The organism is Comamonas sp. Y33R10-2, assembly GCF_019355935.1.
Taxonomy (GTDB): domain Bacteria; phylum Pseudomonadota; class Gammaproteobacteria; order Burkholderiales; family Burkholderiaceae_C; genus Comamonas.
In genome coordinates this window covers 1792245-1816775 of sequence record NZ_CP079925.1, presented here as the reverse complement: position 1 = coordinate 1816775, position 24531 = coordinate 1792245, and the positions used below count along the sequence as shown (strand labels likewise).

Sequence of the window (24531 nt, the reverse complement as noted above, 5' to 3'; positions counted from 1 at the left end):
TGCAGGAGCGGGTGAACGATGCAATTGAAGCTCAGCGGATAGCTCGGCACCTGCTCACGTTTTTGAGTTTGAATGAATCACGTTGACCGACATGCATCAAGCCAATCTTTACAGCGCACTGCGCGCAGCGTTTCCTGCAGACCTTCAAACCACGGCGGTAGAGGCTATTGAGCCCGGCGGCCAAAGTTTGTATTACAGCTGGGCTGATTTGGAGCATGGCAGTGCGCGCATGGCCAATTTGCTGGCCTCGCTCAAGCTGCCAGAAGGCAGTCGTATCGCGGTGCAGGTGGAAAAATCGGTGGAAGCCATGATGCTTTACCTGGCCACGCTGCGCTCAGGCCATGTGTTTTTGCCGCTCAACACTGCCTATCAAAGTGCTGAGATGGAGTACTTTATTGGCAACGCCGAGCCTGCGGTGGTGGTGTGCGCGCCGGGCTGCTTTGGTTGGGTGTCCAAACTGGCGTTTAACAACGGCGTGGGCCATGTCTATACGCTGGGCGCAGACCGCACAGGCACCTTGCTAGATCGCGCTGCCCACCACAGCGATGCGCATCAAGTCTTGGCCCGCAAAAGTGATGACTTGGCCGCCATTCTCTACACCAGCGGCACTACAGGGCGCAGCAAGGGCGCGATGCTCAGTCACGGTAATTTGCTCAGCAACGCCGCTGTTCTCAAGGTGTACTGGGATTGGCAGGCCGGTGATGTGCTGATTCACGCCTTGCCCATTTTTCACGTACACGGCCTGTTTGTGGCTATTCATGGCGCGCTGCTCAGCGGCAGCCCCATGATTTGGTTTGCCAAGTTTGAGCCCGAAGCGGTGATGGCCCGCTTCAAAGATGCCACGGTTTTTATGGGCGTGCCCACGCTCTATGTGCGCATGCTGGCCGATGCCAGGCTGGACCGCGATATGGCAGCCCACATGCGGCTGTTTATCTCTGGCTCGGCCCCCATGCTGATTGAGACCTTCAGAGCTTGGAAAACGCGCACCGGCCACAGCGTGCTAGAGCGTTATGGCATGAGCGAAACCGCCATGCTCACATCCAACCCCTGCAAGCCCGATGCCCGTTACGGCAACGAGGGCGAGCGCCGTGGTGGCACGGTTGGTTTTGCGTTGCCAGGCGTGGGTGTGCGGGTGCATGGTGATGATGGCCAACCGCTGGCGGCGGGTGAAATTGGCAATATTGAAGTGCAAGGCCCCAATGTCTTTGCTGGCTACTGGCGCATGCCTGAGAAGACGGCCGAAGAGTTCACTGCCGATGGCTGGTTTAAAACCGGCGACGTAGGCATGCAAGATGCGCGCGGCTATTTCAGCATCGTGGGGCGCAGCAAGGACTTGATCATCTCGGGCGGCTACAACGTCTATCCGGCTGAAGTTGAAGCTTTCATCAACGACTTAGCGGGTGTGGATGAGAGTGCGCTCATCGGTGTGCCGCACCCGGATTTCGGTGAGGTCGGCATCGCCGTCATCGTGCCCCGTAAAGGCGCGCAGGTTGATGGGCAGAAAATTCTGGATGCACTCAAAGCGCAACTGGCCAATTTCAAGGTGCCCAAGCGCTGCTACGTTGTGAAAAGCCTGCCGCGCAATGCCATGGGCAAGGTGCAAAAAAATCTGTTGCGCGATCAGTATCAGAACGATTTTTCCTGATCGATGATGGCATGAGCGCAAGTCGGGGGAGGGCGGTTCAGTCGCCTCCTCCCAGCGGCGTGCCACGCGTTGGCTTTGCGATTCAAGACTGAATTCTTTGCAGGAGCTTGCCCCTTTGGCTTAACTCCTGAAAAGTGAGCTAGCTGTGCTTGATTTTGCAGCATTTCAGCTAGCAATAGCCTAAAAATAAAAGCAGCTTGCGCACAAGCTGCTTTTATTTTGTGAGCGTTATCACGCCAATTTTTGCAACTTAACGCAGCACGAGAACAGGCACGTGCGAGTGCGTCAGAACATGCTGAGTTTCACTGCCCAGCAGCAGGCGCTGCAGGCCCTTGCGGCCGTGCGATGCCATGACGATCAGATCGCACTCGAATTTTTTTGCTGCCTCCACAATCGATTCCGCCACTAAATCGGAGTGAGTGATGTGAGTGGTCACGGCAACTTTGCGCTGGTGGCCCAAGTCTTTCACGCCGTCGAGCAGGCCCTGTGCTTGCGCAGTCCATTGATCTTCGATGCGCTTGGCTTCTTTGTGGTCCAGCAGGTCGCTGCCTTCTAGGTAGCTGCGCGGGTAGTGCGAGACGACCTTGAGCACAATGACCTTTGCGGCGCACAGTGCGGCAAGGTCCAGCCCGGACTGAACTGCTTTTTCAGAGAGTTCGGATCCATCGGTGGCGATCAAAATACGGTTGTACATAGCGTTCTCCTTTGGTTTAGCGGGCCTTGTGAAAACAAGCATAGATAGATTGGGCAACTGGGAGTTGATGCATGTCAAGGTCTATATGATCTCGCTTGGTTACTCTTGATACATGTCCATATCCCCAAATTTCCAGTCCAGTGAGGCCCCGCAAATGCTTGCTGAGACTGGTTTTTTGCATTCGCCACCGGTGCTGACGCACCTGTTGGATGATCCGCAAGAGTGGCGCTCATTTGGCCGCCCTGTTATTGAAGGTGCTCGCCAAGGCTCCAAGGCTTTAGCTCTCGAAGACGCGACCGAGTCCCAGGATTGGGACTCTTTTGTGGTGCTTGAGGGTATGCACTGCGCTGCGTGCGCGCTGACGATTGAGGATGCGCTCAAAGCCGTGCCTGGCGTTAAGGCCGCTGAAGTCAGCGCCGCAACGCGCCGGGCTCGTGTTCAGTGGCATAGCGCTCATGTGCTTCCATCTCAGTGGATGGAGGCGATATCGCGTGCGGGCTATCACGCACTTCCAGCCCGCGATGCGTTTGCGCGTGAGTTGCGGCAGGCTGAAACACGCCGCGCACTGTGGCGCTGGCTGGTGGCGGGCCTATGCATGATGCAGGTGATGATGTATGCATGGCCTGCGTACACGGCTATTCCCGGCGATTTGTCGCTGGAGATGGAGAGGCTGCTGCGCTGGGCGTCATGGGTGCTTTCTTTGCCGGTGATTGTGTTTTGCTGCGGCCCGTTTTTTAAAAGCGCGCTCAAAGACATCAGCCAGCGCCGCGTGAGCATGGATTTGCCCGTGGCTTTGGGCATGTTCATCACTTTCGTCATCAGCACGCTGGGCACGTTTGACCCGGCTGGGCCTTTCGGTCAAGAAGTCTTTTTTGACTCGTTGACCATGTTCGTTTTCTTCTTGCTCACGGGCCGCTGGCTGGAGCTGCGCCTGCGCGACCGCACGGCTGGCGCGCTTGAGGCGGTGATGAACCGCCTGCCTGATTCTGTGCTGCGCCAAACCGAAGCGGGCGAGTTTGAACGTGTTGCCATACGCCGCCTGCGCGTGGGCGATGTGGTGCGGGTGCTGGCGGGTGAGGCCTTTCCCGCTGACGGCCACATCGTGCGCGGCACCACCTATGCGGATGAGGCGCTGCTGACAGGTGAATCCACAGCGGTTTTGCGCTCTACTGGCGATGCAGTAACGACAGGTAGCTATAACTTAGATAGCGTCGTCGATGTGCGCGTGGACAGCGTAGGCGAGGGCACCCGCTTTGCGCAAATCGTCAGTTTGATGGAAAGCGCATCGCTGCAAAAGCCCACCTTGGCCCAGTTGGCCGACAAGGTAGCGCGCCCCTTTTTAATTGTGGTGCTGTTGGCTGCGCTGGCCGCTGCCGTGTGGTGGTGGCCTACCGATCCTGGCAAGGCGTTGATGGTGGCGGTGGCCGTACTCATCGTGACTTGCCCTTGCGCCCTGTCTTTGGCGACACCCGTGGCCATGCTGACAGCCGCTGGCACCTTGGCGCGCAGCGGCGTGCTGGTGCGCAACCTGCAAGGGCTTGAGGCATTGGCTGCGGTGGACACGCTGGTGTTTGATAAGACCGGCACCTTGACCCGCGATGGCTTGGTGCTGCGCGCCCTAATGCCTGCTGTAGGGCAGAGCACAGACGACGCCCTGAGCCTTGCCGCTTTGCTGGCGCGCCAGTCTATGCACCCGGCATCGAAAGCGCTGGCGCAGGCCGCAGTGGCAGCGCAGTTGCCAGTGAGCGATTGGTTGCTCGACTCTGTGCAGGAAGTCGCGGGTAGTGGGCTGGATGTGTGGGTTCAGGCCCGTGTGGTCGCTGGGCAGCGTCGCCATCTGCGTTTAGGTTCTGCTGCCCATGTGCAAGTGGCCGAGTTGGCCCCGCATGAGTTAGGTCAAAGCGTCTTGCTGGCCGAAGAAATACAAGCTGGAGAGTCGCAAGGGCGCTGGGTGGCTTTGGCCCAGTTCCACTTGAGTGAAGATGTGCGCCCCGAGGCGGTGCAGGTAATTGCGGATCTCAAGCAGCAAGGCGTGAACGTGTTGCTGCTGTCAGGCGACCGTTCTGCTGCGGTGGCAACCGTGGCGGCCAAGCTAGGTATTGAGCAAGCCCGTGGCGACTGCAAGCCACAAGACAAGCTGGCCGCTATGCAGGCGGCGCAGGCCGCTGGCCACAAGGTAGCCATGGTGGGGGACGGCTTGAATGACGGCCCAGTCTTGGCTGGAGCCCATGTCTCTTTTGCCTTTGGCAAAGCGGTGCCGCTCGCGCAGTCGAAAGCGGATTTTGTGGTGCTGGGCGAAAGCTTGGAGCTGGTGCTGCAAAGCCTGCTGCTGGCGCGCAAGACCTTGTCTGTGGTGCGGCAGAACTTGGGCTGGGCTGCGGCTTACAACGCTGTCTCCATCCCTTTGGCACTGATGGGCTGGATGCCGGCTTGGCTGGCCGGACTTGGCATGGCGCTGAGCTCGTTGCTGGTGGTAGCTAACGCAGCGCGGCTGGCGCGAAGTATTTCCCCGGCGACCTTGCCAATTCAATCTGACGCGCTGACGGTTGCCCAACCTTTGGCTGCGACTGCTCCGCTCGCCCAAGGAGGGTTGTGATGGATATTTTGTATGTGTTGATTCCGCTGTCGGTGGTGCTGGTCATGGCCATCGTGGCCGCCTTGTGGTGGGCGGTGTACCGAGGTCAGTTTGAGAGCGTGGAGCAAGAAGCTGAGCGGATTCTTCGTGACGATTGATTTGGCTCAACGCGGCCAATGTGTAACTGATAAACACTCTGTAGAAATCTAAGAGGTGCCCGATGGAAGCAACAAATAACAAGGCTGTCTATTACGACGATACGGTCGTAAGGCAGTTCTCTATCATGGCGGTGGTTTGGGGGGTGGTGGGTATGGCTGTGGGCGTTTTTATCGCCGCCCAGCTGGCTTGGCCTGAACTCAACTTCGGCATTCCGTGGCTGAGCTACGGGCGTCTGCGCCCGCTGCATACCAATGCCGTGATTTTTGCCTTTGGCGGCTCGGCGCTGTTTGCGACCAGCTACTACGTGGTGCAGCGCACCTGCCAGACCAAACTATTTATGCCCAAGCTGGCCAGCCTTACCTTTTGGGGCTGGCAATTGGTCATTGTGGCGGCGGCTATCAGCTTGCCGCTGGGCTACACGCAAGGCAAGGAATATGCCGAGCTGGAGTGGCCGATTGATCTGCTGATCACCGTGACTTGGGTGTCTTACGCCATTGTGTTTTTCGGCACCATCGGCATCCGCAAAGTGCGCCACATTTATGTGGCCAACTGGTTCTTCGCCGCCTTTATTTTGGCGGTGGCTTTGCTGCATGTGGTGAATAACATCTCCATTCCTGCAGGCTGGATGAAGAGCTACTCGGCCTACGCAGGTGTGCAAGACGCGATGATTCAGTGGTGGTACGGCCATAACGCGGTAGGCTTTTTCTTGACCGCTGGCTTCTTGGGCATGATGTATTACTTCATCCCCAAGCAAGCCGGTCGCCCCGTGTATTCGTACCGCCTGTCGATCGTTCACTTCTGGGCGCTGATCTTCACGTATATGTGGGCCGGCCCTCACCACCTGCACTACACCGCGCTGCCTGACTGGACGCAATCCGTGGGCATGGTGTTCTCGCTGATTCTTCTCGCTCCCAGCTGGGGCGGCATGATCAACGGCATCATGACGCTGTCGGGTGCATGGCACAAACTGCGCGACGATCCTATCTTGCGCTTCTTGATCGTGTCGCTGTCTTTCTACGGCATGTCCACGTTTGAAGGCCCGATGATGGCCATCAAGACCGTCAATGCGCTGAGCCACTACACCGACTGGACAGTGGGTCACGTTCACTCCGGCGCTTTGGGCTGGGTGGGTCTGATCACCATGGGTTCGCTCTACTACCTGATCCCCCGCCTGTTTGGCCGCGAAAAAATGCACTCCGTGCCCGCTATTGAGCTGCACTTCTGGATGGCCACTGTCGGCATCGTGCTGTACATCGCCGCCATGTGGATTGCCGGTGTGATGCAAGGCCTGATGTGGCGCGCCATCAACCCCGATGGAACGCTGACCTACACCTTTGTCGAAAGCGTGAAGGCGACCTATCCCTTCTATGTGATTCGCGCCACCGGTGGCCTGCTGTATCTGGGCGGCATGCTGGTCATGGCTTGGAACACTTGGAAGACTGCCGTGGCCGGTCGTCCCGTGAAGGTGGCTGTGCCAGCCTTGATGGCCCATGCCTAAGCATTGAGGAGTAACAAGCAATGTCTGAAAAAAATAACGCAACTCCTAACGCGGCCCCTAAGGCAGCAGAGGCTTCAAAAGGCTTCTCGCACGAAAAGATCGAGACCAACAACTTCTTGTTGATTGTGTTGACGCTGTGCGTGCTGCTGGTGGGCGGTATGGTGGAAATTGTTCCGCTGTTCTTTCAAAAGTCCACCACAGAAGCGGTGGCCGGTTTGAAGCCCTACACCCCCTTGCAGCTGATGGGCCGCGATGTGTATCTGCGTGAAGGTTGCTACAACTGCCACTCGCAGATGATTCGCCCCTTCCGCGCTGAGACCATGCGCTACGGCCACTACTCGGTGGCGGGTGAGTTTGTGTACGACCACCCCTTCCAGTGGGGCTCCAAGCGCACCGGCCCTGACTTGCACCGCGTGGGCGGCAAGTACAGCGATGAATGGCATCGCATTCACCTGAACAACCCGCGTGATGTGGTGCCTGAGTCCAACATGCCTGCCTATCCGTGGCTTGAGACCAGTAAGGTCGATGACACCGTGGTGGCCCAGCGCATGAGCGCTTTGCGCAAAGTGGGCGTGCCTTACAGCGATGAAGAAATCGCCGCTTCGCAGGCTGACGTCAAGGGCAAGACCGAGATGGAGGCAGTGATCTCCTATCTGCAGGTTCTGGGCCGCGCCGTCAAATAAGAGAACAAGGAGCTGCAAATGGATATCACCACCATGCGCATTGTTGCCACGCTGGCATCGATGGCCTGCTTCCTGGGCATTTGGTGGTGGGCGTATGCCCGCCGCAATCAGGCCCGTTTTGACGAAGCAGCTCAGTTGCCCTTCCTGCAGGAAGATTGAGCCGGACCACCATAACGAGAACATCCCATGAGCGATTTCGTAAATAATTTTTGGTCGGTCTATGTCGCGGCGATCACGCTGATCGGCATCGTTGGCTGCTTGGTGCTGCTGTTTGTGGTCGCCCGTAAAAAGGTGGACCCCACAGGCGACAACACCACAGGCCATGTCTGGGACGAAGACCTGCGTGAACTCAACAACCCCATGCCCAAATGGTGGATTGGTTTGTTTGTGATCACCATCGTTTTTAGCTTGGGCTATTTGGTCGCGTACCCCGGTTTGGGTGCCTTTAATGGCAAGCTGGACTGGAGCCAAAACGGTGCCTATGAGCGTGAAATGGCCAAGGCCAAGACCGACTTAGAGCCCATGTACGCCAAGTTCACCAGCATGCCCACCGAAGAAATGGCCAAGGATCCCCAAGCCATGGCCATCGGCGAGCGTCTGTTTATGAACAACTGCGCGCAGTGCCACGGCTCCGATGCTCGCGGCAGCAAGGGCTTCCCCAACTTGGCCGATAGCGACTGGCTGCATGGCGGAACGCCTGAAAACATCAAACAAACCATTGTTAATGGTCGTATTGGCGTGATGCCTCCTATGGCGGCGGCAGTCGGTACGGGCGAAGATGTACGCAATGTGGCGCACTACGTGCTGAGTTTGTCGGGCAGTCCGCACGATGCTGTGAAGGCATCTCTGGGCAAGTCCAAGTTTGTCTCTTGTGCGGCTTGCCACGGTATGGACGGCAAGGGTAACACTGCGATGGGCGCGCCCAATTTGGCGGACGACATCTGGCTGCATGGCTGGGGTGAAGCGGCCATCGTCAACATCGTCAACAAGGGCAAGCACAGCGAAATGCCTGCGCAAAAGGACAAGCTGACCGATACACAAATCTCGGTGCTGGCTTCTTATGTGTGGAATCTGTCGCGTCAAGACGGGACAGCGCAAAAGTAAGTCACTAGAAAGAGCGGCGCTTAATGCGCCTCTCTTTTTTGCGCATCTCTTTTGCACCTTTGTTTTTTGCTCCGTTTTTTAGAGGCTAGCTTTCCAACGCTTCTGATGTATTAAGGAATTTCCATGCAATCCGACAAAGGGAATGCTCGCAAGATCATCCCGATTGCGACTGCCGAGCCTGATGAGGGGCACAGCAAAGTTCCGATGTTTGTGTCGGAGCAAAAGGTTTACTCGCGCTCCATCACGGGCCTGTTTGCGCGCTGGCGCTGGGCGATGGTGGTTTTGACCCAGCTGTTCTTCTATGGCATGCCCTGGTTGCAATGGGGCGAGCGCCAGATGCTGCTGTTCGATCTGGAAGCGCGGCGCTTTTATATTTTTGGTCTGGTTCTGTACCCGCAGGACTTTATCTATTTGACGGGCCTATTGATCATCTCGGCGCTGGCGCTGTTCTTGTTTACGGCGGTGGCAGGGCGGCTGTGGTGCGGCTTTTCTTGCCCGCAGACGGTTTACACCGAGATCTTTGTCTGGATTGAAAGCAAGGTGGAAGGCGAGCGCAGCGCGCGCATGCGCCTTGATAAAAACGGCTGGACGTTTGAGAAAGTCTGGAAAAAGTCGCTCAAGCAGTTTCTCTGGCTGGCGGTGGCGCTGTGGACGGGTTTTACCTTCGTCGGCTACTTTGTCCCCATTCGTGAGTTGGCCACGCAGTTGTTTGCTCTGCAAGGGGGCTGGCAAATTTTCTGGGTGCTGTTCTACGCTTTTGCCACCTACGGCAATGCAGGCTATATGCGCGAGCAGGTCTGCAAATACATGTGCCCCTATGCGCGCTTTCAAAGTGCCATGTTTGATAACGACACCATGGTCGTCAGCTACGACACCGGTCGCGGTGAAGGTCGCGGGCCGCGCAAAAAAGGCGTGGATTACCAAAGTCAGGGCTTGGGCGACTGTATTGATTGCAGCTTGTGCGTGCAGGTTTGCCCCGTAGGTATCGACATCCGAAAAGGCTTGCAGTACGAATGCATTGGCTGCGGCCTGTGCATTGATGCTTGCAACACCGTGATGGACAAGATGGAGTACCCGCGTGGCCTGATTCGCCTGACTACGCAAAACGCCATCACCAAAGCGTGGAAGCATGCACAGGTTATTCGCCGCATCTTCCGTCCACGGGTGCTGATTTACTCCGCCGTGCTGGTGGCGCTCAGCATCGCCATGATTGCGAGTCTGGTCATGCGCGAGCCGCTGAAGGTGGACATCATTCGCGACCGCGGGGCGCTCTCGCGCATTGTGGCTGGTGGCAAGCTGGAGAACGTTTACCGCCTGCAGATCATGAACGCCACAGAGTCTGAGCAGCACTACCGCATCAGCGCTGTGGGCTTGGATCAGCTGCAAGTCGCATCTGAGCAAGAAGTGGTCGTCGGCCCGGCTGAGACGCGCGGTATTGCCGTGCGGCTGCAAATTCCCTACGGCTCGGCAGATGCAGGCTCGCACCCAGTTCACTTTAATGTGGATGCGGTCAGCGTTGGCTCAGGCAAGGTGTCTGAGAAAACGGTCTTCCTCGTTCCGCGTTAACTAAAATGCAGAGCATTCAATCCGTATTTGGAATGCTCTGCAGCATCATTGAATAAAAGGTTTCATCATGTCGGCAGCACCCACAAAAGCTTCTCAGCCGCTCAAAATCATCCACCCCGAAGACGGCAAGCCTTGGTGGAAGTTTGGCCATGTTTGGCTCGTTCTTTCCGGCCCTTTTGTCGTTGTGATTGCAGGTTTGGTAACGGGCTATATCGCCATGAGCAAGCCTGACCCCGTGATCGACCCAGACTACTACCGCCATGGTCTGGAAATCAATCAGCGCCTGTCTGATGGCGAAAAAAGTCTGGCCCCAGCGGTTACCGGCCGCAACCATGCGGCGACACCTGCTAAGGATCACCCGACTGACCGCTGAAGTCGTGTTGGAGCTTTTGCACTTAAGGCCGCTTTGCGGCCTTTGTTGTTAGAGCCGCAAACACATCCTTTGATACGTCGTTGCTTCGCCTTGTCGTACGCTTGTATTGCCTGCGGCTTCGCGCCTCGTCTCAATCGTAAATCTTCGATTTGCTAAGTTGTGTTAGCCGCTCATAGTGCTTAAAGATGTGAGCGTTAAGTCCTTTTTTTTTCTTGCTTTCAAGGGAAAATAGGCTTGAAGTTAAGCCAGTGAATGGACTAAGTGCTCTTAAAACTATAGTCATCGCGGGTTTCCCGCCTTGGTGCAAGCCCGCAAAGCAGCCCCTAACGCCGCCACACCTGTGCAAAATAGGATCAGACCCACAGTTCAAGGAGATTCGCTATGCAAACTCGACGCTGGATATGGATTGTTTGGCCCGCATTTTTGATGGCTGCCATCATGGAGCTGGTGGTGTTTGCCTTTGTCGATCCGCAGAATGTGCAGTGGCTGGGCTCGTCGCTGGAATGGTCGCGCAGTGCCATTTATACGGCGGCGTTTTTTGCCTTTTGGCTGGTTTCCATCATCGGCGCGTTGATGGTCACGGCTCTGGGTCGATCCGCCCATGACTTGAATGGCGGCATTGTCTCTGAGCCACGGGTGGAGTCAGTGCAGTAAGAGAATGTCTCATTCGAGATTTGAATAGGGGCCGCGAACACTCCCTTGATACTCGTTACTTCGCCTTGTCGTACGGCATGTACTGCCTGCGGCTTCGCGCCTCGTCTCAAACGCAAACCTGTGGTTTGCTGGGTTGTGTTAGCGGCCCAAAATCTAAACTGAGCCACATCAAACTCTAATGAAGAAAGCCCGATGAGCAGAACTCCATCGGGCTTGTGAAATGTAAAAGCGCCTAGGGCGCTTTTATTGAATGAGCAGCTTACTTGCTGCTGGAGACAGCTCCGCCACCGATACCAATCCCCAAACCGCCGCCAAGCAAACCGCCCAGCAAAGAGCCGGAGCCATTAATCGTAGCGCCGCCGCTCACAGCCGTGTTGCCCGTGCCTCCACCCGCGGTCGCGCCAGAAGTGATTGCGCCGACACCGCCGACCAAGCCTCCTACGACACCTGTCACCGCACCTAAAACACCGCCAACCAAATTACCGACAGGAGCTGTCGAGCCACCGGTATTGCTGCCGCCTGCTACACCGCCAATGCCTGCGGTGACGCCGCCAACTAAGCCGCCAGCCGTGTTCAGAACGCTGCCGACCAAATTTCCGCCAGCGCCATTCCCGATGCCGCCTGCACCGCCAACGCCACCGATAGCTCCGGTGACGCCGCCGACTAAGCCGCCAGCCGTGTTCAGAACCCCGCCGACCAAATTTCCGCCAGGGCCATTTCCGATGCCGCCTGCACCGCCAACGCCACCGATACCTTCGGTAATGCCGCCGACTAAGCCGCCAGCCGTGTTCAGCACGCCGCCGACCAAATTTCCGCCAAGGCCATTACTGATGCCGCCTTGACCGCCGAGAATGCCACCTGTGACACCGCCCGTAATGCCTGTGACCGTACCCAGTACGCCGCCGACAAGATTGCCAGAACCGATTGATCCGCCGGCGCCGCCCGGTGTACCGCCCGCACCCGCGGCACCACCTGTGAGCCCGCCAATGACGCCGCCCTGCAGTCCCTGGTTCAAGCTTTGCATTCCTGATCCCGTAAGGGCGCCGCCCAAGCCTGCTACGGTTTGGCCGACACCAGAAACGACAGCTCCAAGGGGGGCGATGATGGGCGCTCCTGTCCCGGTCACTCCGTTACCGACGTGATTGAGTACGCCGCCTACAGTTCCAAGAAGGTTGTTGACGGGCTGGTCAAGTCCGGTGGTTTGCAGCAAATTTTGGGTTGTGCCGAGAACAGTACCCACGACAGGGTTTACCACTTGACTCACTTGTGTGGTCAGGCCAGAGACTAGTTGGCTATTGCTCAACTGAGCCACTGCGGCTTGCGCACCAGAGAGGGTTGCGCCAAGGGTCTGCACAGTGCCTCCGGCAAGGCCGGCGACATCGCCCACAATGCTCAGCTGGGGCTTATCTAAAGCGCTTACGGTTTGGCCAATAGCGCTGACCGATGCGCCCAAGGCCCCAACTGCGGGTGCAACGCCTTGCAACGTAGTGCCTACTGGGTTGGAGGAGGTGCCGATTTGGCTTAGTCCCGTAGTCACGCCATTGCCCACGCTGGCAACTGCATTGCTGACGTTGCCGAGAATGCCGCCAGCAGGTTGAGCAATGCCGCTTAAAGGTGTGCCATTGGTTGCTGCTCCGAGTACAGAAACGACAAGGGCGTTGGCATCCGTAATCACGCCGCTTGAGTTATTGGGAGGCACTGGCGTAGGGCCTGTGCCAGGGTTAGGGCCTGTGCCGGGATTAGGATTGGGGTTGCCTGCAATGGGTGGCGTTGATGCGTCGTTATTGTTGTTACCTGGTGAGCCGCCTGTGGAACCGCCTGTAGAACCACCTATTGTTCCGCCGGTATTACCGCCGCCGCCAGCTCCAATGCCTCCAGCTGCAATTCCACCGCCACCAGAGCCGTTGGGACCTAAATCACTGCGTAAAGAGCCGCTGCTCGAGCATGCAGAAAGGCTTGCGATTAATGCGATGCTGCACAAAGTGCGCAGCTTCAATGTGTTTTTAGCTGCAATCGCTTCAGTTTGGGAGTCACCCTTGAAATTAATGTTTCGCATATATCCTCGCTACCTAAAAAGCCAATTCAGCATCCCCTGAACCAACTGCCCATGAATCTGTAGGTTGATATTCCTTGCTATGACAGAAACTGTCCAATTCAAACTTACAGAGTTTGGACTACATTTAATTAACATTTACTATCAATTTGTGGTTTCTGGTAGGAGTTTGATTACGAGTTAGTGAGAATGTGTCCTACAAAAATATGAATTTCCTCTAGTGGGCTATTGCTCACGCCACAATAGATGCATGCCGCTTCAACAGCGACGTGATTTCTGTAGCGCTTCAACCAAAAAACCATATGCAATTCGCTAAACGACTCGATAACGTAGAAACCTCTGCGATCCGTGAACTGTTCAAGCTGCTTGGCAAGCCGGGCATCATCAGTTTTGCTGGGGGCTTTCCGGACAGCGCCATGTTTGACGTCGCTGGCATCAGCGCTGCCTCGGCCAAGGCTTTGCAAGAAGAGGCTGGCGCGGCACTGCAGTACGGCGCAACTGAGGGCTATCTGCCGCTGCGCGAGCAACTCTCGACCTTCATGGCCAGCAAGGGCGTGCCCGATGTGGCAGCTGAGCAGCTCATCGTCACCACCGGCAGTCAGCAGGCGCTGGACTTGCTGGGCAAGACCATGCTCGATGAGGGTGACAAAGTCATCGTCGAAGGCCCGACCTTTTTGGCCACCATTCAGTGCTTTCGCCTGTATGGCGCGCAAGTCATTTCAGCGCCTGTAGATGAGCATGGCGTGAAGACCGATGAACTCGAAGCGCTAATCGCCGAGCACAAGCCCAAGCTGGTTTATTTGATTCCCACTTTTGGCAACCCCAGCGGTGCCATGCTGAACTTGGAGCGTCGTAAAAAAGTGCTGGAGTTGGCCGTCAAATACCAAACCTTGGTGGTGGAAGACGACCCCTATGGCGATCTGTACTTTGATGAGGCACCTCCCGCCAGCCTGCTGTCGCTAAGCCGCGAAGTGCCCGGCAGCCGTGAGTGGCTGGCGCATTGCGGCTCTCTCTCCAAGGTGCTCAGCCCCGGCCTTCGCATTGGCTGGGTGATTGCCCAGCCAGAGTTGCTGGCGCGCGCCGTGATGTGCAAGCAGTTTAGCGACGCACACACCAGCACCTTTGCCCAAGCCACTGCTGCTCAATATCTGAAAAGCGGTGTGATGCCCAAAACGCTGGCCCATGTGCGCGAGGTTTATGCCAAGCGTGCCAAGGCCATGGGCGATTTGCTGCGTGAGCAGCTTGGCGATGCGGTGGAGTTTGTGCAGCCTGCGGGCGGCCTGTTTATGTGGGTGCGACTGACCGGTGCGCGGGGTCAGTTGGCCGATGCGGCTGTGCTGGCCAAGAAGGCGATTGCCGAAGGCGTGGCCTTTGTGCCCGGTGCACCGTTTTATGCGCAGAACGAAGATAACGCGACTTTCCGCCTCTCGTTTGCCACGGCCGACGAGGACAAGATTCGGGAAGGCGTTGCACGCCTTGCCAAGGCGCTGAAGGCTTAAGCAGATATGAGTGATACACAAGACGTTTTGCAAGATCGAATCATGGAGCTGGAAATCAAAGCCAGCTATACCGAGGATTTGCTGGAGCAACTCAATATGACGATCTATCGTCAGCAGCAGCAAATGGACGCACTGATTAACGAGGTGCGTGAACTCAAACGCCAAGCGCCTGAAGGCGGTGCGGGCCCGTCACACAACCTGCGTGACGAGTTGCCGCCGCACTATTGAGACGCCAGTGCTTGAACAAAAAGGCCAGATGAATAATCTGGCCTTTTTTTATGTCAAATTGCCTTTGAGTCAAGGTAATTGCTAGACTTCTAGCTATGAATTTTGATGCAATATAAGTTGCCTGATTTATTGCATAAAAATCCTGATTGCATGCGCTGTTAGCGTGGAAAATAGTTGCATCAAGCTTTTATTGATGCCCTGATTTTGAGGACGCCATGAGCATCTGGTCCATCGACGCGCAGACGGTCACCCACAGCATTCAACTGGCGGTTGCGCCGGTATTTTTTTTGACGGCGGTGGCCGGCATGATTGGCTCTGTCGCGGGGCGACTCGCCCGCATCATTGATCGCGCCCGCAAGCTTGAAGAGAACCTGCGTACAGCCACTGATCATGAACTCATTGCCCGCAGCCTCACTGAGTTGCACTACCTGCGCGAGCGCGGCCGGCTGGCCAATGTATCGATTGCACTGCTGACTCTGTGCGGCATGTGTATTGGGCTGACCATTGTTTTGATGTTTGTGGGCCAGGCCTATGGCGTCAACGGTCACAGCTATGCCGTTGTGAGCTTTTTGCTGGGGGTGTTGGCTTTTGTGATGGCGCTGCTGTGCTTTCTTTGGGAAACCATTATGGCCACCCGTATTTTGGACTTTCACATGCTCACCCAAGCCAAGGCAGCTGCTCGGCAGGTGACTGGTGATGCAACGCCGGGTTTGAAGTAAACAAAGCCTGCAGCGTTGATCCATAAATGCAAGTCTCTAAGACTGTTCTCTAGGGCTTCTGCCGGCCATCGTCGGCTCCAGACAACTCGCTGCCGCTTCAATAACGCAGTCTGTGAGACGTTGCAGACTGTGTTGGGCGCTGCGCGTATGGCACCAGTACATGGGAATGTAGAGGTCATGGCCGGGTAGTAATTCAATCAGGCTGCCATCGGCGAGTTGGGGCGCAATCAATGCCTCGGGGTGCATGCCCCAGCCCATCCCCAGCTGACAGGCCCGCGTATAGCCTTGGTTGGATGGCAAAAAGTGGCGATCGCTGTTGCGCCGCCCATCTACGCCCAAGCTTTGTAGCCACTGGTCTTGCAAGCTGTCTTTGCGGTCGTAGCACATCACAGGTGTGCGGGCGATTTCCTGCGCGGTGATGCCGTTGGGCAAATGCTCTTGAATAAAGCCCGAGCTAGCTACTGCGATGTAGCGCATGCGGCCCAGCGGCCAGGTATTGCAGCCGGTGATGGGCGTGGCCGTTGCCGTCACTACGGCCATGACTTCACCTTCCTTCAAACGCTTGGCTGTGTGGTCTTGGTCGTCAATGCTGATCTCCAGCAACTCGTTGCCGTTTTGCGTAAAAGCAGCCATGGCTTGCATAAACCAAGTCGACAGCGAGTCCGCATTCACGGCCAACTTGATCGAGGGCAGGGTGGCTTGACCTTCTGGAATGAGCGCTGGGTTTTTGCGGCGCAAATCGTTTTCCAGCAAGGCCACTTGCTCCACATGTAAGCACAAGCGCCGGCCCGCATCAGTGCCCGTGCAAGGCTGGCCGCGCAGCACCAAGGCTTGGCCCACGCGCTCTTCCAGGAGTTTGATGCGCTGGGAAACGGCCGAGGGTGAGACATGCAGTTTGTGAGCGGCCCGCTCAAAGCTGCCTTCGCGCACCACGGCTGACAGTGCTTCTAGTCCGGCGTAATCAAACATTAGAGTTTCTTAATTTGATTGAGTAAATGTAATTTTACTTAAGATGCTGCGTTACCGATAATTCATGCCATGTTTACCGGTAATTTTTCATCTTCTTGGCTGGTCGGCTTCACCGTTTTGGCTTCGCTCATCATCTCCATCGGGGCGCAAAATCTCTATGTCTTGCGCCAGGCCGTGAGGGGAGAGCATGTGCGCGCCTGCGTGGCTTGGTGTGTGACTAGCGATGTGCTGCTGGTGGTTGTCGGGGTAGCAGGTATGTCTCAAATGCTGCAAAGCTACCCCGAGCTTGCGCGTTACCTCACGCTGGGCGGCGCTGCCTTTTTGCTGGCCTACGGCCTGTTTGCGCTGTGGCGCATGTACGCCGCGCCGGATGTGGACTTGCACAGCCAATCTGCCAATCCTGAGTCTCGCCGCCTGAGAAATGTACTGGCCGTCTTGGTTGCGCTGACCTTGCTCAACCCACATGTGTATCTGGATACGGTGCTGCTTGCTGGCTCCATAGGCGCGCGCCAAGAAGGTGTGAACCGCTGGTCTTATGTGCTGGGCGCGGCTTGCGCCAGCTTGAGCTGGTTTGTGCTGCTTGCTTTTGCGGGCCGTCGCATGAAGCATTTGTTTGAGCAGCCCAAGGCCTGGCGCATCATGGATGGCATGACGGCCTTGATGATGCTCGGCCTTGCGTGGTGGGTCGGCAGCAGCGCGATGGCGATGGAGGTTTGAGGTCTTATTTTCGGCCTAGCTGCTTCAAACTTTAAGCCGGTTGCTCCCACAGAGCGACGGCTTCAATCAGGTTCCAGTTATTGCACTCAATGCGGTACATCGCTGTCGTGCCTTTTTTCTGGCTCAGGCCTTCAATCAACACCGTACTAGGGTCGTGGCGCTGCGCTTCAGACAGGGGGCGAATCTTGTCGTAGTTGTGTTTTTCAGCAATATCCCCGCGAAAGGAAATCGTCACCTGTTCGCGTCGGGGGAAGTAATCCTTGGCGTACTTATCTACGGTGCGGTCTGCAACCAAAACAGCCATGTCTGGCGATGCTGCGGTAGAGATCTTCATCACTTCTCCTTGGGCGTGGGCTTTCAGGTTGATTGCTCGTAGGATACGAGGCTTGCGATGATTGTTGCACTTTGTTTCATGTCGCGCTAGTTTCTACTTAGGCGCTGTTGCGCAGCCACTTCAGCCGTTCATTTACAAAGGCAGCTGCAGCCCCGTCTTAATGCGCTCTAACGCAATCGAGGTGCTGAAGCGGCGAATGTTTTCGTCGCCTTCAAACAAGCGCTTGCAAATAGCTTGGTAGTCATCCATGTCCGTTGCAGTCACGGTGAGGATGTAGTCGGTCTCACCTGTGACGTAAAAGCATTGCTGAACGGCGACTTCATGGGCAATGCGTGCCCTGAAGTCGCGAGACAGGTCTGGCCTGTCATTGACCAGTTGCACGGTGATGATGGCGGTCAGCGTGCGGCCTAGCTTCACGGGGTCCAGCACCGCCGCATTGGCCGCAATGACGCCCGTTTCTTGCAGGCGTTTGATGCGCCGCTGCACGGCGGGTGCAGAAAGGCTAATTTGCTCGGCAATCATGCGCTGGGGCATGAGGTTGTCTTGCTGAAGCAGAGCAAGGATGGCGCGGTCAAAAGAGTCGAGGTCGGCAGCGGGCATGGCGTGAGAGGTGCGGAGGATGAAGAGAGCGAATCTTGCGCAAACAACCTGAAAAATGAGCAAATTTCACGGGTGTTATGCAATATCGTACGCTCCTATGTCAAAAAATAGCTGGAATCATTGGTGGCCCGTGCTGGCCGTGTTAGGCTCGGTCACGGCTCTTGGGGTGGGTACGTCGCTGGCAAAGCAGTTGTTTCCATTGGTGGGAGCGCAGGGCACATCAGCGCTGCGCGTGGGGTTTGCCGCGTTGATGCTGGTGTGCATTTGGCGGCCATGGCGCTGGTCGTTGAACCGCCAGCAAGCCTTGGCTTTGTTGTCTTTTGGCGTGGCCTTGGGGGGCATGAATCTCATGTTCTATATGGCGCTGCGCGACATTCCCTTTGGCATTGCCGTGGCCATTGAATTTTCTGGGCCGCTGGCTGTCGCTATTTATTACTCGCGCCGGGCGGTTGATTTCGTCTGGCTGGCGCTGGCCATTGTGGGGCTGGCGCTGATCTTGCCTTTTGGTGCCAATGCCGCGAGCTTGCAGCTTTCCCCTGTGGGTATTGCATGTGCAGTGGGCGCGGCGATTTGCTGGGCCTTGTATATCGTGCTGGGCAGGCGTTTGGGCAATATTCCCAGCGGGCAGGCAGTATCGCTGGGCTTGTTGTGTGCGGCATTTGTTGTTGTGCCGTTTGGTGTGGCTGAGGCGGGTGCGAAGTTGCTCACTCCATCCATCTTGTTGTTCGGCATCATGGTGGCGGCTATCTCAAGCGCTTTGCCCTATACGCTTGAGATGATGGCTTTGCGCCGCTTGCCGCCTGCGACTTTTGGCATTGCACTTGCTACGGAGCCAGCCATTGCCGCTTTCATGGGCATGATGCTTCTTAGTGAGAATTTGACGCTCATGCAATGGGCTGCCATCGCCTGCATCATGGCAGCAGCCATGGGTAGTGCAATTTCACGTCCTTCGAGCAAAGCGGCAAAGCCTGAGTCTTCTGCCGCTGCTTGATGTTGAGCAATGGCTTTGCAGCGTTTAATGGTGCGCGCTATGAAATAAGGTGCTGTAAGTGCTTTACAACTCAAGGGTTTCATGCATTTTTCGTAGTCAAAAACCCTTGATTTAAACGCTCAACGCTCACTTTTTCTCGTCGTGAAAACACAAAGCGCTGCTTCGGCAGCGTTTTTTTATGGGCTGTGAAAGTGGTGCGGGCGAATGCATCTTCAAGACTTTGAAACATCAAAAATATGTGATGCGGCGCACAGATAGGTACAAAAAATGCCGTGATCGGCAGACTTTTTAAAGTATTTTTTTATCCCTTTTTGAGTTGCTCAATTTGTACTGGTCGCTGGCGCGGGCGCTTTTAATTTGTAGGAGTTTCGGTCTATTCAAATTAGTAGCAAGGTGCTACAACGAGATCACACGGTAAGAAATGTCCAGCAACTTTGCGGCACTTATTTGAGCTCTGGTGCCGCCACGGGAGATCATATGGATGTCATCAGTAATTCCGCAGCACGCTATGTCCGCATGCGTGAAGAAGAAATGTCTCTGGATGAGTATCTAGCCCTGTGCCAGCGTGACCCAATGGCCTATGCGAGCGCCGCTCAACGCATGTTGACGGTGATTGGTGAGGCCGAGATGGTGGACACCCGCAACGACCCAGTGCTCTCGCGTTTGTTTGCCAACAAGGTGATTCGCCGCTACCCCGCGTTCTCTGAGTTTTATGGAATGGAAGACGCCATCGAGCAGGTGGTGAGTTTCTTTCGACATGCAGCTCAGGGGCTCGAAGAGCGCAAGCAAATTCTGTATTTGCTCGGGCCGGTGGGCGGCGGTAAAAGCTCGATTGCTGAGCGCCTCAAATATCTGATGCAAAAAGCACCGTTTTATGCGCTCAAAGGCTCGCCGGTGAATGAGTCACCGCTAGGCCTTTTTGACATTACGGAAGACGGCCCGGTGTTGGAAGAAGAGTTCGGCATTCCTAGGCGCAGTTTGCAGCATGTGCTCTCGCCTTGGGCGGTGAAGCGGCTGGAAGAATTTGGCGGTGATATTCGCCAGTTCCGAGTGGTTAAACGCTACCCCAATATCCTTAAACAGATTGGCATTGCCAAGACAGAACCGGGCGATGAGAATAATCAAGATATCTCCAGCTTGGTGGGTAAGGTGGATATTCGCAAGCTTGAAAATTTCTCGCAAGACGATACCGATGCCTATAGTTATTCCGGTGGCCTGTGCTTGGCCAATCAGGGATTGCTTGAGTTTGTAGAAATGTTCAAGGCGCCCATCAAGGTGCTGCACCCGTTGCTGACCGCCACGCAGGAAGGTAACTACAAAGGAACAGAAGGATTTGGCGCAATTCCGTTTGATGGCGTGGTGCTGGCGCACAGCAACGAAAGCGAATGGAAGGCGTTTCGGAACAACAAAAACAACGAGGCTTTTCTTGACCGTATCTATATCGTCAAAGTGCCTTATTGCCTGCGTGTGAGCGAAGAGGTTCGCATCTATGAAAAGCTCATTCGGGAGTCGTCGCTTGCCCAAGCGGCATGTGCGCCCGGCACGCTCAAGATGATGGCCCAGTTCTCTGTGCTTACGCGCCTGAAAGAACCTGAAAACTCCAGTATCTTTAGCAAGATGCAGGTATATGACGGCGATAGCCTCAAAGACACCGACCCGCGGGCCAAGAGCTTTCAAGAATACCGTGATTACGCCGGCGTGGATGAAGGTATGGAGGGCATCTCCACCCGGTTTGCTTTCAAGATTTTGGCTAAGGTCTTTAACTACGACAGCACCGAAGTCGCGGCCAACCCGGTGCACCTGATGTATGTGCTGGAGCGGCAAATTGAGCGCGAGCAGTTTCCTGCAGAGCTGGAGACCAAGTACGTTGGCTTTATCAAAGAATTTTTGTCACAGCGCTATGCCGAGTTCATTGGCAAAGAAATTCAGACCGCTTACCTAGAGAGCTATAGCGAGTACGGCCAGAACATTTTTGACCGCTATGTGACTTACGCTGACTACTGGATTCAGGACAGCGAGTACCGTGATACCGACACGGGCGAAGTGTTTGACCGCAATGCCCTTAACGCTGAGTTAGAGAAGGTGGAAAAGCCTGCAGGCATCGCCAACCCCAAAGATTTTCGCAACGAGATCGTGAATTTTGTGCTGCGCGCGCGTGCTAACAATCAGGGCAAAAACCCGAGCTGGACCAGCTACGAAAAGCTTCGGGTGGTGATAGAGAAAAAAATGTTCTCCAACACCGAGGAGTTGCTCCCCGTCATCAGCTTCAACGCCAAGGCCAGCGCCGAAGATGCGCGTAAGCACGAAGACTTTGTCACCCGTATGGAGGCCAAGGGCTACACGCCCAAGCAGGTTCGCTTGCTGTGCGAGTGGTACCTGCGCGTGCGCAAGAGCAGTTAGAAAGGGTGACTGTGCTGGTGGAGCAGGGGTTGGCGACACGCCGATGCCTGCTGCATCACGGTCGCTGGTAAAAGGGTTGTGTTCAGCCCCAATACATGGGAGCACAGATGGCATTGCATATCATCGACCGCAGGCTCGCAGGCAAGAACAAATCTGTCGGTAATCGCGAGCGGTTTGTGCGTCGTTTTAAGAAGCAAATCGCAGAGGCGGTGCGCAAGGCTGTGTCCTCGCGTGACATTCGCCATATCGATCAGGCAGAAAACATCACCATCCCTAAAAAGGATATTCAGGAGCCTGTTTTTCACCACGGCCAAGGCGGTGTGCGCGATGTGGTGTTACCGGGTAACAGTGAGCATGTGCGAGGCGACCGAATTGCGCGTCCGCCCAGCGGTGAGGGCGGCTCAGGCTCGCAGGCAAGTGATAGTGGCGAAGGTCAGGATGACTTCACCTTCACATTGAGCAAGGAAGAGTTTATGGAGCTCTTTTTTGAAGACTTAGCCTTACCGCGCCTGCTGCGCAACCACATAGGTAATACGCTGCAATACAAGTCACGCCGCGCGGGTTACAGCCATGATGGCACGCCAAGTAACCTGGCTTTGGTGCGTACCATGCGCGGTGCATTGGGGCGGCGCATTGCTTTGACCAAAGCTCCCCAACGTGAATTGAAAGCGCTTGAGGCAGAGCTGGACGCCTTGCTTGAGCAAGGCGATAGCAGCAGCGACACCGTGCTTGAGTTGCAGCAGCGGATTGACGAGTTGCGCGCGCGTGTCAATAAAGTGCCTTTTTTGGAGCAGTTGGATCTGCGGTTTCGCAATCGCACCAAAGTGCCTGTGCCCAATAGTCAGGCGGTCATGTTTTGCGTGATGGATGTGTCTGGCTCTATGGACCAAGAGCGCAAGGAGTTGTCTAAGCGCTTTTTCATTTTGCTCTACCTATTTCTTACGCGGCATTACGAGAAGATTGAAATCGTCTTTATCCGCCACCACACCAAGGCGGCTGAGGTGAGTGAAGAAGAGTTTTTTCACTCCACCGAAAGCGGCGGCACTGTAGTGAGTAGTGCCTTGGTGCTGCTCGATCAAATCATCAGCGCACGCTACCCGGTAAATGACTGGAATATTTACGTGGCGCAGGCCAGTGATGGCGATAACTTCAGCGATGACGGCGGCAACTGCCGCGGTATTTTGGCTGACCAAATATTGCCGTTGGTACGTTACTTTGCTTACCTGCAGGTGGTGAAGGAAGAGCAAAGTCTTTGGGCGGAATACAGCCGCTTGCTGCCACTGTTCCCGCATTTCGCCATGCGCAAGGTAGCGGATGCCAGCGAAATTTATCCGGTGTTTCGTGATCTCTTTAAGAAAGATGGGGTCTCGGTATGAACCTCACTCTCTACCCCGTGCTGGACCCTAGTGCCAGCCGCAAAGTGTGGACTCAATCGACTCAGGGCGAGCGCCCGCGCGATGTGCCGCAAGTGCCATTGATGGCGACGCAGCGCCCAGCTAGCCCTTTGCCTGACCCGAGTGACTGGACGTTTGAACTGATCGAGCAATACCACGCGGCGATTGCGGCGGCGGCGCAGCGCTACGGCTTGGATACTTACCCCAATCAGTTAGAGATCATCACGGCCGAGCAGATGATGGATGCTTACTCCAGCGTGGGCATGCCTGTGAACTACCGTCACTGGAGCTATGGCAAAGAATTTTTGGCCACAGAACGCCGTTATCGCCGCGGCAATATGGGGCTCGCTTATGAGATTGTCATCAACGCCAACCCTTGCATCAGCTATTTGATGGAGGAAAACAGCACGGCCATGCAGGCGCTGGTGATTGCGCATGCGGCCTATGGGCACAACAGTTTTTTCAAAAACAACTATCTGTTTCGCATGTGGTCCGATGCGGGCAGCATCATTGACTACTTGGTCTATGCCCGTGACTACATCAGTCAGTGTGAGGAGCGCTACGGGGTGGATGCGGTGGAGCAGTTGCTGGACTCTTGCCACGCGCTGTCCAACTTCGGGGTGGATAGGTATTGCCGCCCCTCCAATAAAAGCCTGGCCCAAGAACGTACCGAACGTGAGGAGCGCGAGGCTTATGTGCAGCAGCAGGTCAACGTGCTGTGGAGCACCTTGCCTGCGCGCAAGGATAAGGACCATGTCACTCATGGCCGAGAGCGCTTTCCCAAAGAGCCAGAGGAAAACATTCTTTATTTCATCGAAAAGAATGCGCCGTTGTTAGAGCCTTGGCAGCGGGAGATTTTGCGCATTGTGCGCAAGATCTCTCAGTATTTTTACCCGCAGCGCCAGACGCAGGTGATGAACGAGGGCTGGGCCACCTTCTGGCACTACACTTTGCTCAATACCTTGTATGACGAGGGTTGGCTCACCGATGGCGTGATGCTTGAGTGGCTGTCATCGCATACCAATGTGATCTACCAGCCCCCTGCTGGGCACCGAGCTTTTAGCGGCATCAACCCCTATGCCCTAGGCTTTGCCATGTACCGCGACATTCGGCGTATTTGTGAAAACCCGACCGAAGAAGACCGCCGCTGGTTCCCCGATTTAGCGGGAACGCCTTGGTTGCCGGCGCTGCACCATGCCATGCGCAACTTCAAGGATGAGAGCTTTGTGGGCCAGTATCTCAGCCCTCATTTGATGCGCGAGATGCGGATGTTTGCCCTGCACGATGACCCTGATGAGCGAGAAGTTTTGGTCAGCGCTATTCATGATGAAGACGGTTACCGCCAGTTGCGTCAGCTGTTGTCGCAGCAATACGATTTGGGTACCCGCGAGCCTAATATTCAGGTCTGGAATGTGAACTTGCGCGGTGACCGCTGCTTGACGCTGCGCCATATTGCCTACAAAGGCAGGCCGCTGGCTGAGGATACGCAGGAAGTGCTCAAGCATGTGGCCCGCTTATGGGGCTTTGGGGTGAAGATGGAAAGAATTAATGAGGATGGCGAGTCGCCGACTTTGGTGTATTCGGTTCCAGCGCCTACGAACTGAGGTTTTTTTAATAAATCACGGCGCGGTTGCATGAAGCAACGTTCTGGGCAGAGTTGTCCTAACCCAGGCGCA

The 24531-nt window shown here is 55.8% G+C and carries 24 protein-coding genes; 18 read left to right on the top strand and 6 right to left on the bottom strand.

Translation table 11 applies throughout. The annotated features are described in order from the left end of the window. Window positions 1-91: 91 nt before the first annotated feature. A complete protein-coding gene (locus tag KUF54_RS08160) occupies window positions 92-1645 on the top strand; it encodes a malonyl-CoA synthase (protein ID WP_219346125.1) in 1554 nt (517 codons plus the stop codon). Between the two features lie 250 nt (window positions 1646-1895). Here the strand turns inward: KUF54_RS08160 and KUF54_RS08155 are convergent, their stop codons facing one another. Then, a complete protein-coding gene (locus tag KUF54_RS08155) occupies window positions 1896-2339 on the bottom strand; it encodes a universal stress protein (RefSeq protein ID WP_219346124.1) in 444 nt (147 codons plus the stop codon). A gap of 154 nt (window positions 2340-2493) precedes the next feature. Here KUF54_RS08155 and KUF54_RS08150 point away from each other — a divergent pair, with 154 nt between their 5' ends. The 9 genes from KUF54_RS08150 (at window position 2494) to KUF54_RS08110 (ending at window position 10951) form a co-directional block, all read left to right on the top strand. Further along, window positions 2494-4935 (top strand): cation-translocating P-type ATPase, encoded by a 2442-nt coding sequence (locus tag KUF54_RS08150; protein WP_219346326.1) that lies wholly within the window; start codon window positions 2494-2496, stop codon window positions 4933-4935. Further along, window positions 4935-5072 carry a cbb3-type cytochrome oxidase assembly protein CcoS gene (gene ccoS / locus KUF54_RS08145; protein ID WP_219346123.1) on the top strand — a complete coding sequence of 46 codons (138 nt, stop codon included), beginning with the start codon at window positions 4935-4937 and terminating at the stop codon, window positions 5070-5072. Before KUF54_RS08150 ends, ccoS begins: the two co-directional genes overlap by 1 nt. 62 nt (window positions 5073-5134) lie before the next feature. Further along, the gene (gene ccoN / locus KUF54_RS08140) at window positions 5135-6571 is read left to right on the top strand and encodes a cytochrome-c oxidase, cbb3-type subunit I (protein ID WP_219346122.1); all 1437 of its coding nucleotides are present in this window, start codon (window positions 5135-5137) and stop codon (window positions 6569-6571) included. Window positions 6572-6591: 20 nt separating this feature from the next. Beyond that, window positions 6592-7254: a cytochrome-c oxidase, cbb3-type subunit II gene (gene ccoO, locus KUF54_RS08135; protein ID WP_219346121.1), complete on the top strand. Its 663-nt coding sequence runs from the start codon at window positions 6592-6594 to the stop codon at window positions 7252-7254. Window positions 7255-7272: 18 nt separating this feature from the next. Next, complete coding sequence (locus tag KUF54_RS08130; protein WP_219346120.1) at window positions 7273-7413, top strand: CcoQ/FixQ family Cbb3-type cytochrome c oxidase assembly chaperone; 141 nt, start codon at window positions 7273-7275, stop codon at window positions 7411-7413. 27 nt (window positions 7414-7440) lie between these two features. Next, window positions 7441-8358 (top strand): cytochrome-c oxidase, cbb3-type subunit III, encoded by a 918-nt coding sequence (gene ccoP / locus KUF54_RS08125; RefSeq protein ID WP_219346119.1) that lies wholly within the window; start codon window positions 7441-7443, stop codon window positions 8356-8358. Between the two features lie 123 nt (window positions 8359-8481). Continuing rightward, the gene (ccoG, locus tag KUF54_RS08120; protein WP_219346118.1) at window positions 8482-9924 is read left to right on the top strand and encodes a cytochrome c oxidase accessory protein CcoG; all 1443 of its coding nucleotides are present in this window, start codon (window positions 8482-8484) and stop codon (window positions 9922-9924) included. Window positions 9925-9991: 67 nt separating this feature from the next. Continuing rightward, entirely contained in the window at window positions 9992-10297 is a 306-nt protein-coding gene (locus KUF54_RS08115) for a FixH family protein (RefSeq protein WP_219346117.1), read from the top strand. A 381-nt stretch (window positions 10298-10678) separates the two neighbouring features. After that, a complete protein-coding gene (locus KUF54_RS08110; protein WP_219346116.1) occupies window positions 10679-10951 on the top strand; it encodes a hypothetical protein in 273 nt (90 codons plus the stop codon). 259 nt (window positions 10952-11210) lie between these two features. On the opposite strand, the gene KUF54_RS08105 is transcribed toward KUF54_RS08110, so the two are convergent. Next, on the bottom strand, window positions 11211-13007 hold the full coding sequence (locus KUF54_RS08105) for a collagen-like triple helix repeat-containing protein (protein WP_219346115.1): 1797 nt from the start codon (window positions 13005-13007) through the stop codon (window positions 11211-11213). 299 nt (window positions 13008-13306) lie between these two features. On the opposite strand from KUF54_RS08105, the gene KUF54_RS08100 reads away from it, so the two are divergent. From KUF54_RS08100 to KUF54_RS08090, 3 genes are all read left to right on the top strand, one after another. Then, window positions 13307-14503, top strand: a complete 1197-nt coding sequence (locus tag KUF54_RS08100; RefSeq protein ID WP_219346114.1) for a PLP-dependent aminotransferase family protein — start codon at window positions 13307-13309, stop codon at window positions 14501-14503. 6 nt (window positions 14504-14509) lie between these two features. Beyond that, window positions 14510-14731, top strand: a complete 222-nt coding sequence (locus tag KUF54_RS08095; protein WP_219346113.1) for a SlyX family protein — start codon at window positions 14510-14512, stop codon at window positions 14729-14731. A gap of 215 nt (window positions 14732-14946) precedes the next feature. Then, on the top strand, window positions 14947-15450 hold the full coding sequence (locus KUF54_RS08090; RefSeq protein ID WP_219346112.1) for a DUF2721 domain-containing protein: 504 nt from the start codon (window positions 14947-14949) through the stop codon (window positions 15448-15450). 36 nt (window positions 15451-15486) lie between these two features. Here the strand turns inward: KUF54_RS08090 and KUF54_RS08085 are convergent, their stop codons facing one another. Beyond that, window positions 15487-16419, bottom strand: coding sequence for an HTH-type transcriptional regulator ArgP (locus KUF54_RS08085; protein WP_219346111.1), 933 nt, complete (start codon window positions 16417-16419; stop codon window positions 15487-15489). Between the two features lie 69 nt (window positions 16420-16488). Between KUF54_RS08085 and KUF54_RS08080 the strand changes: the two genes are divergently transcribed. Next, a complete protein-coding gene (locus KUF54_RS08080) occupies window positions 16489-17136 on the top strand; it encodes a LysE/ArgO family amino acid transporter (protein WP_219346110.1) in 648 nt (215 codons plus the stop codon). A gap of 31 nt (window positions 17137-17167) precedes the next feature. On the opposite strand, the gene KUF54_RS08075 is transcribed toward KUF54_RS08080, so the two are convergent. After that, window positions 17168-17470, bottom strand: coding sequence for a hypothetical protein (locus KUF54_RS08075; protein ID WP_219346109.1), 303 nt, complete (start codon window positions 17468-17470; stop codon window positions 17168-17170). Window positions 17471-17602: 132 nt separating this feature from the next. Then, window positions 17603-18070, bottom strand: a complete 468-nt coding sequence (locus tag KUF54_RS08070) for an Lrp/AsnC family transcriptional regulator (RefSeq protein ID WP_219346108.1) — start codon at window positions 18068-18070, stop codon at window positions 17603-17605. 97 nt (window positions 18071-18167) lie between these two features. Between KUF54_RS08070 and KUF54_RS08065 the strand changes: the two genes are divergently transcribed. After that, window positions 18168-19061, top strand: coding sequence for an EamA family transporter (locus KUF54_RS08065; RefSeq protein WP_219346107.1), 894 nt, complete (start codon window positions 18168-18170; stop codon window positions 19059-19061). A 79-nt stretch (window positions 19062-19140) separates the two neighbouring features. Here the strand turns inward: KUF54_RS08065 and KUF54_RS08060 are convergent, their stop codons facing one another. After that, window positions 19141-19290 carry a hypothetical protein gene (locus KUF54_RS08060; protein ID WP_219346106.1) on the bottom strand — a complete coding sequence of 50 codons (150 nt, stop codon included), beginning with the start codon at window positions 19288-19290 and terminating at the stop codon, window positions 19141-19143. A gap of 248 nt (window positions 19291-19538) precedes the next feature. Between KUF54_RS08060 and KUF54_RS08055 the strand changes: the two genes are divergently transcribed. The 3 genes from KUF54_RS08055 (at window position 19539) to KUF54_RS08045 (ending at window position 24459) form a co-directional block, all read left to right on the top strand. Next, a complete protein-coding gene (locus tag KUF54_RS08055; RefSeq protein WP_219346105.1) occupies window positions 19539-21461 on the top strand; it encodes a PrkA family serine protein kinase in 1923 nt (640 codons plus the stop codon). A gap of 107 nt (window positions 21462-21568) precedes the next feature. Then, window positions 21569-22837 (top strand): YeaH/YhbH family protein, encoded by a 1269-nt coding sequence (locus KUF54_RS08050; protein ID WP_219346104.1) that lies wholly within the window; start codon window positions 21569-21571, stop codon window positions 22835-22837. Continuing rightward, complete coding sequence (locus KUF54_RS08045; protein ID WP_219346103.1) at window positions 22834-24459, top strand: SpoVR family protein; 1626 nt, start codon at window positions 22834-22836, stop codon at window positions 24457-24459. Before KUF54_RS08050 ends, KUF54_RS08045 begins: the two co-directional genes overlap by 4 nt. Window positions 24460-24531: the final 72 nt, after the last annotated feature.

Coding starts and splice junctions, on each gene's coding strand:
- KUF54_RS08075 (WP_219346109.1), bottom strand. CDS start 17,470: ATGAAGATCTCTACCGCAGCATCGCCAGACATGGCTGTTTTGGTTGCA.
- KUF54_RS08085 (WP_219346111.1), bottom strand. CDS start 16,419: ATGTTTGATTACGCCGGACTAGAAGCACTGTCAGCCGTGGTGCGCGAA.
- KUF54_RS08115 (WP_219346117.1), top strand. CDS start 9,992: ATGTCGGCAGCACCCACAAAAGCTTCTCAGCCGCTCAAAATCATCCAC.
- ccoO (WP_219346121.1), top strand. CDS start 6,592: ATGTCTGAAAAAAATAACGCAACTCCTAACGCGGCCCCTAAGGCAGCA.
- KUF54_RS08160 (WP_219346125.1), top strand. CDS start 92: ATGCATCAAGCCAATCTTTACAGCGCACTGCGCGCAGCGTTTCCTGCA.
- KUF54_RS08070 (WP_219346108.1), bottom strand. CDS start 18,070: ATGCCCGCTGCCGACCTCGACTCTTTTGACCGCGCCATCCTTGCTCTG.
- ccoS (WP_219346123.1), top strand. CDS start 4,935: ATGGATATTTTGTATGTGTTGATTCCGCTGTCGGTGGTGCTGGTCATG.
- KUF54_RS08110 (WP_219346116.1), top strand. CDS start 10,679: ATGCAAACTCGACGCTGGATATGGATTGTTTGGCCCGCATTTTTGATG.
- KUF54_RS08150 (WP_219346326.1), top strand. CDS start 2,494: ATGCTTGCTGAGACTGGTTTTTTGCATTCGCCACCGGTGCTGACGCAC.
- KUF54_RS08050 (WP_219346104.1), top strand. CDS start 21,569: ATGGCATTGCATATCATCGACCGCAGGCTCGCAGGCAAGAACAAATCT.
- KUF54_RS08095 (WP_219346113.1), top strand. CDS start 14,510: ATGAGTGATACACAAGACGTTTTGCAAGATCGAATCATGGAGCTGGAA.
- KUF54_RS08060 (WP_219346106.1), bottom strand. CDS start 19,290: ATGTTTCAAAGTCTTGAAGATGCATTCGCCCGCACCACTTTCACAGCC.
- KUF54_RS08090 (WP_219346112.1), top strand. CDS start 14,947: ATGAGCATCTGGTCCATCGACGCGCAGACGGTCACCCACAGCATTCAA.
- ccoG (WP_219346118.1), top strand. CDS start 8,482: ATGCAATCCGACAAAGGGAATGCTCGCAAGATCATCCCGATTGCGACT.
- KUF54_RS08045 (WP_219346103.1), top strand. CDS start 22,834: ATGAACCTCACTCTCTACCCCGTGCTGGACCCTAGTGCCAGCCGCAAA.
- KUF54_RS08080 (WP_219346110.1), top strand. CDS start 16,489: ATGTTTACCGGTAATTTTTCATCTTCTTGGCTGGTCGGCTTCACCGTT.
- KUF54_RS08065 (WP_219346107.1), top strand. CDS start 18,168: ATGTCAAAAAATAGCTGGAATCATTGGTGGCCCGTGCTGGCCGTGTTA.
- KUF54_RS08155 (WP_219346124.1), bottom strand. CDS start 2,339: ATGTACAACCGTATTTTGATCGCCACCGATGGATCCGAACTCTCTGAA.
- KUF54_RS08055 (WP_219346105.1), top strand. CDS start 19,539: ATGGATGTCATCAGTAATTCCGCAGCACGCTATGTCCGCATGCGTGAA.
- ccoP (WP_219346119.1), top strand. CDS start 7,441: ATGAGCGATTTCGTAAATAATTTTTGGTCGGTCTATGTCGCGGCGATC.
- KUF54_RS08100 (WP_219346114.1), top strand. CDS start 13,307: ATGCAATTCGCTAAACGACTCGATAACGTAGAAACCTCTGCGATCCGT.
- KUF54_RS08130 (WP_219346120.1), top strand. CDS start 7,273: ATGGATATCACCACCATGCGCATTGTTGCCACGCTGGCATCGATGGCC.
- KUF54_RS08105 (WP_219346115.1), bottom strand. CDS start 13,007: ATGCGAAACATTAATTTCAAGGGTGACTCCCAAACTGAAGCGATTGCA.
- ccoN (WP_219346122.1), top strand. CDS start 5,135: ATGGAAGCAACAAATAACAAGGCTGTCTATTACGACGATACGGTCGTA.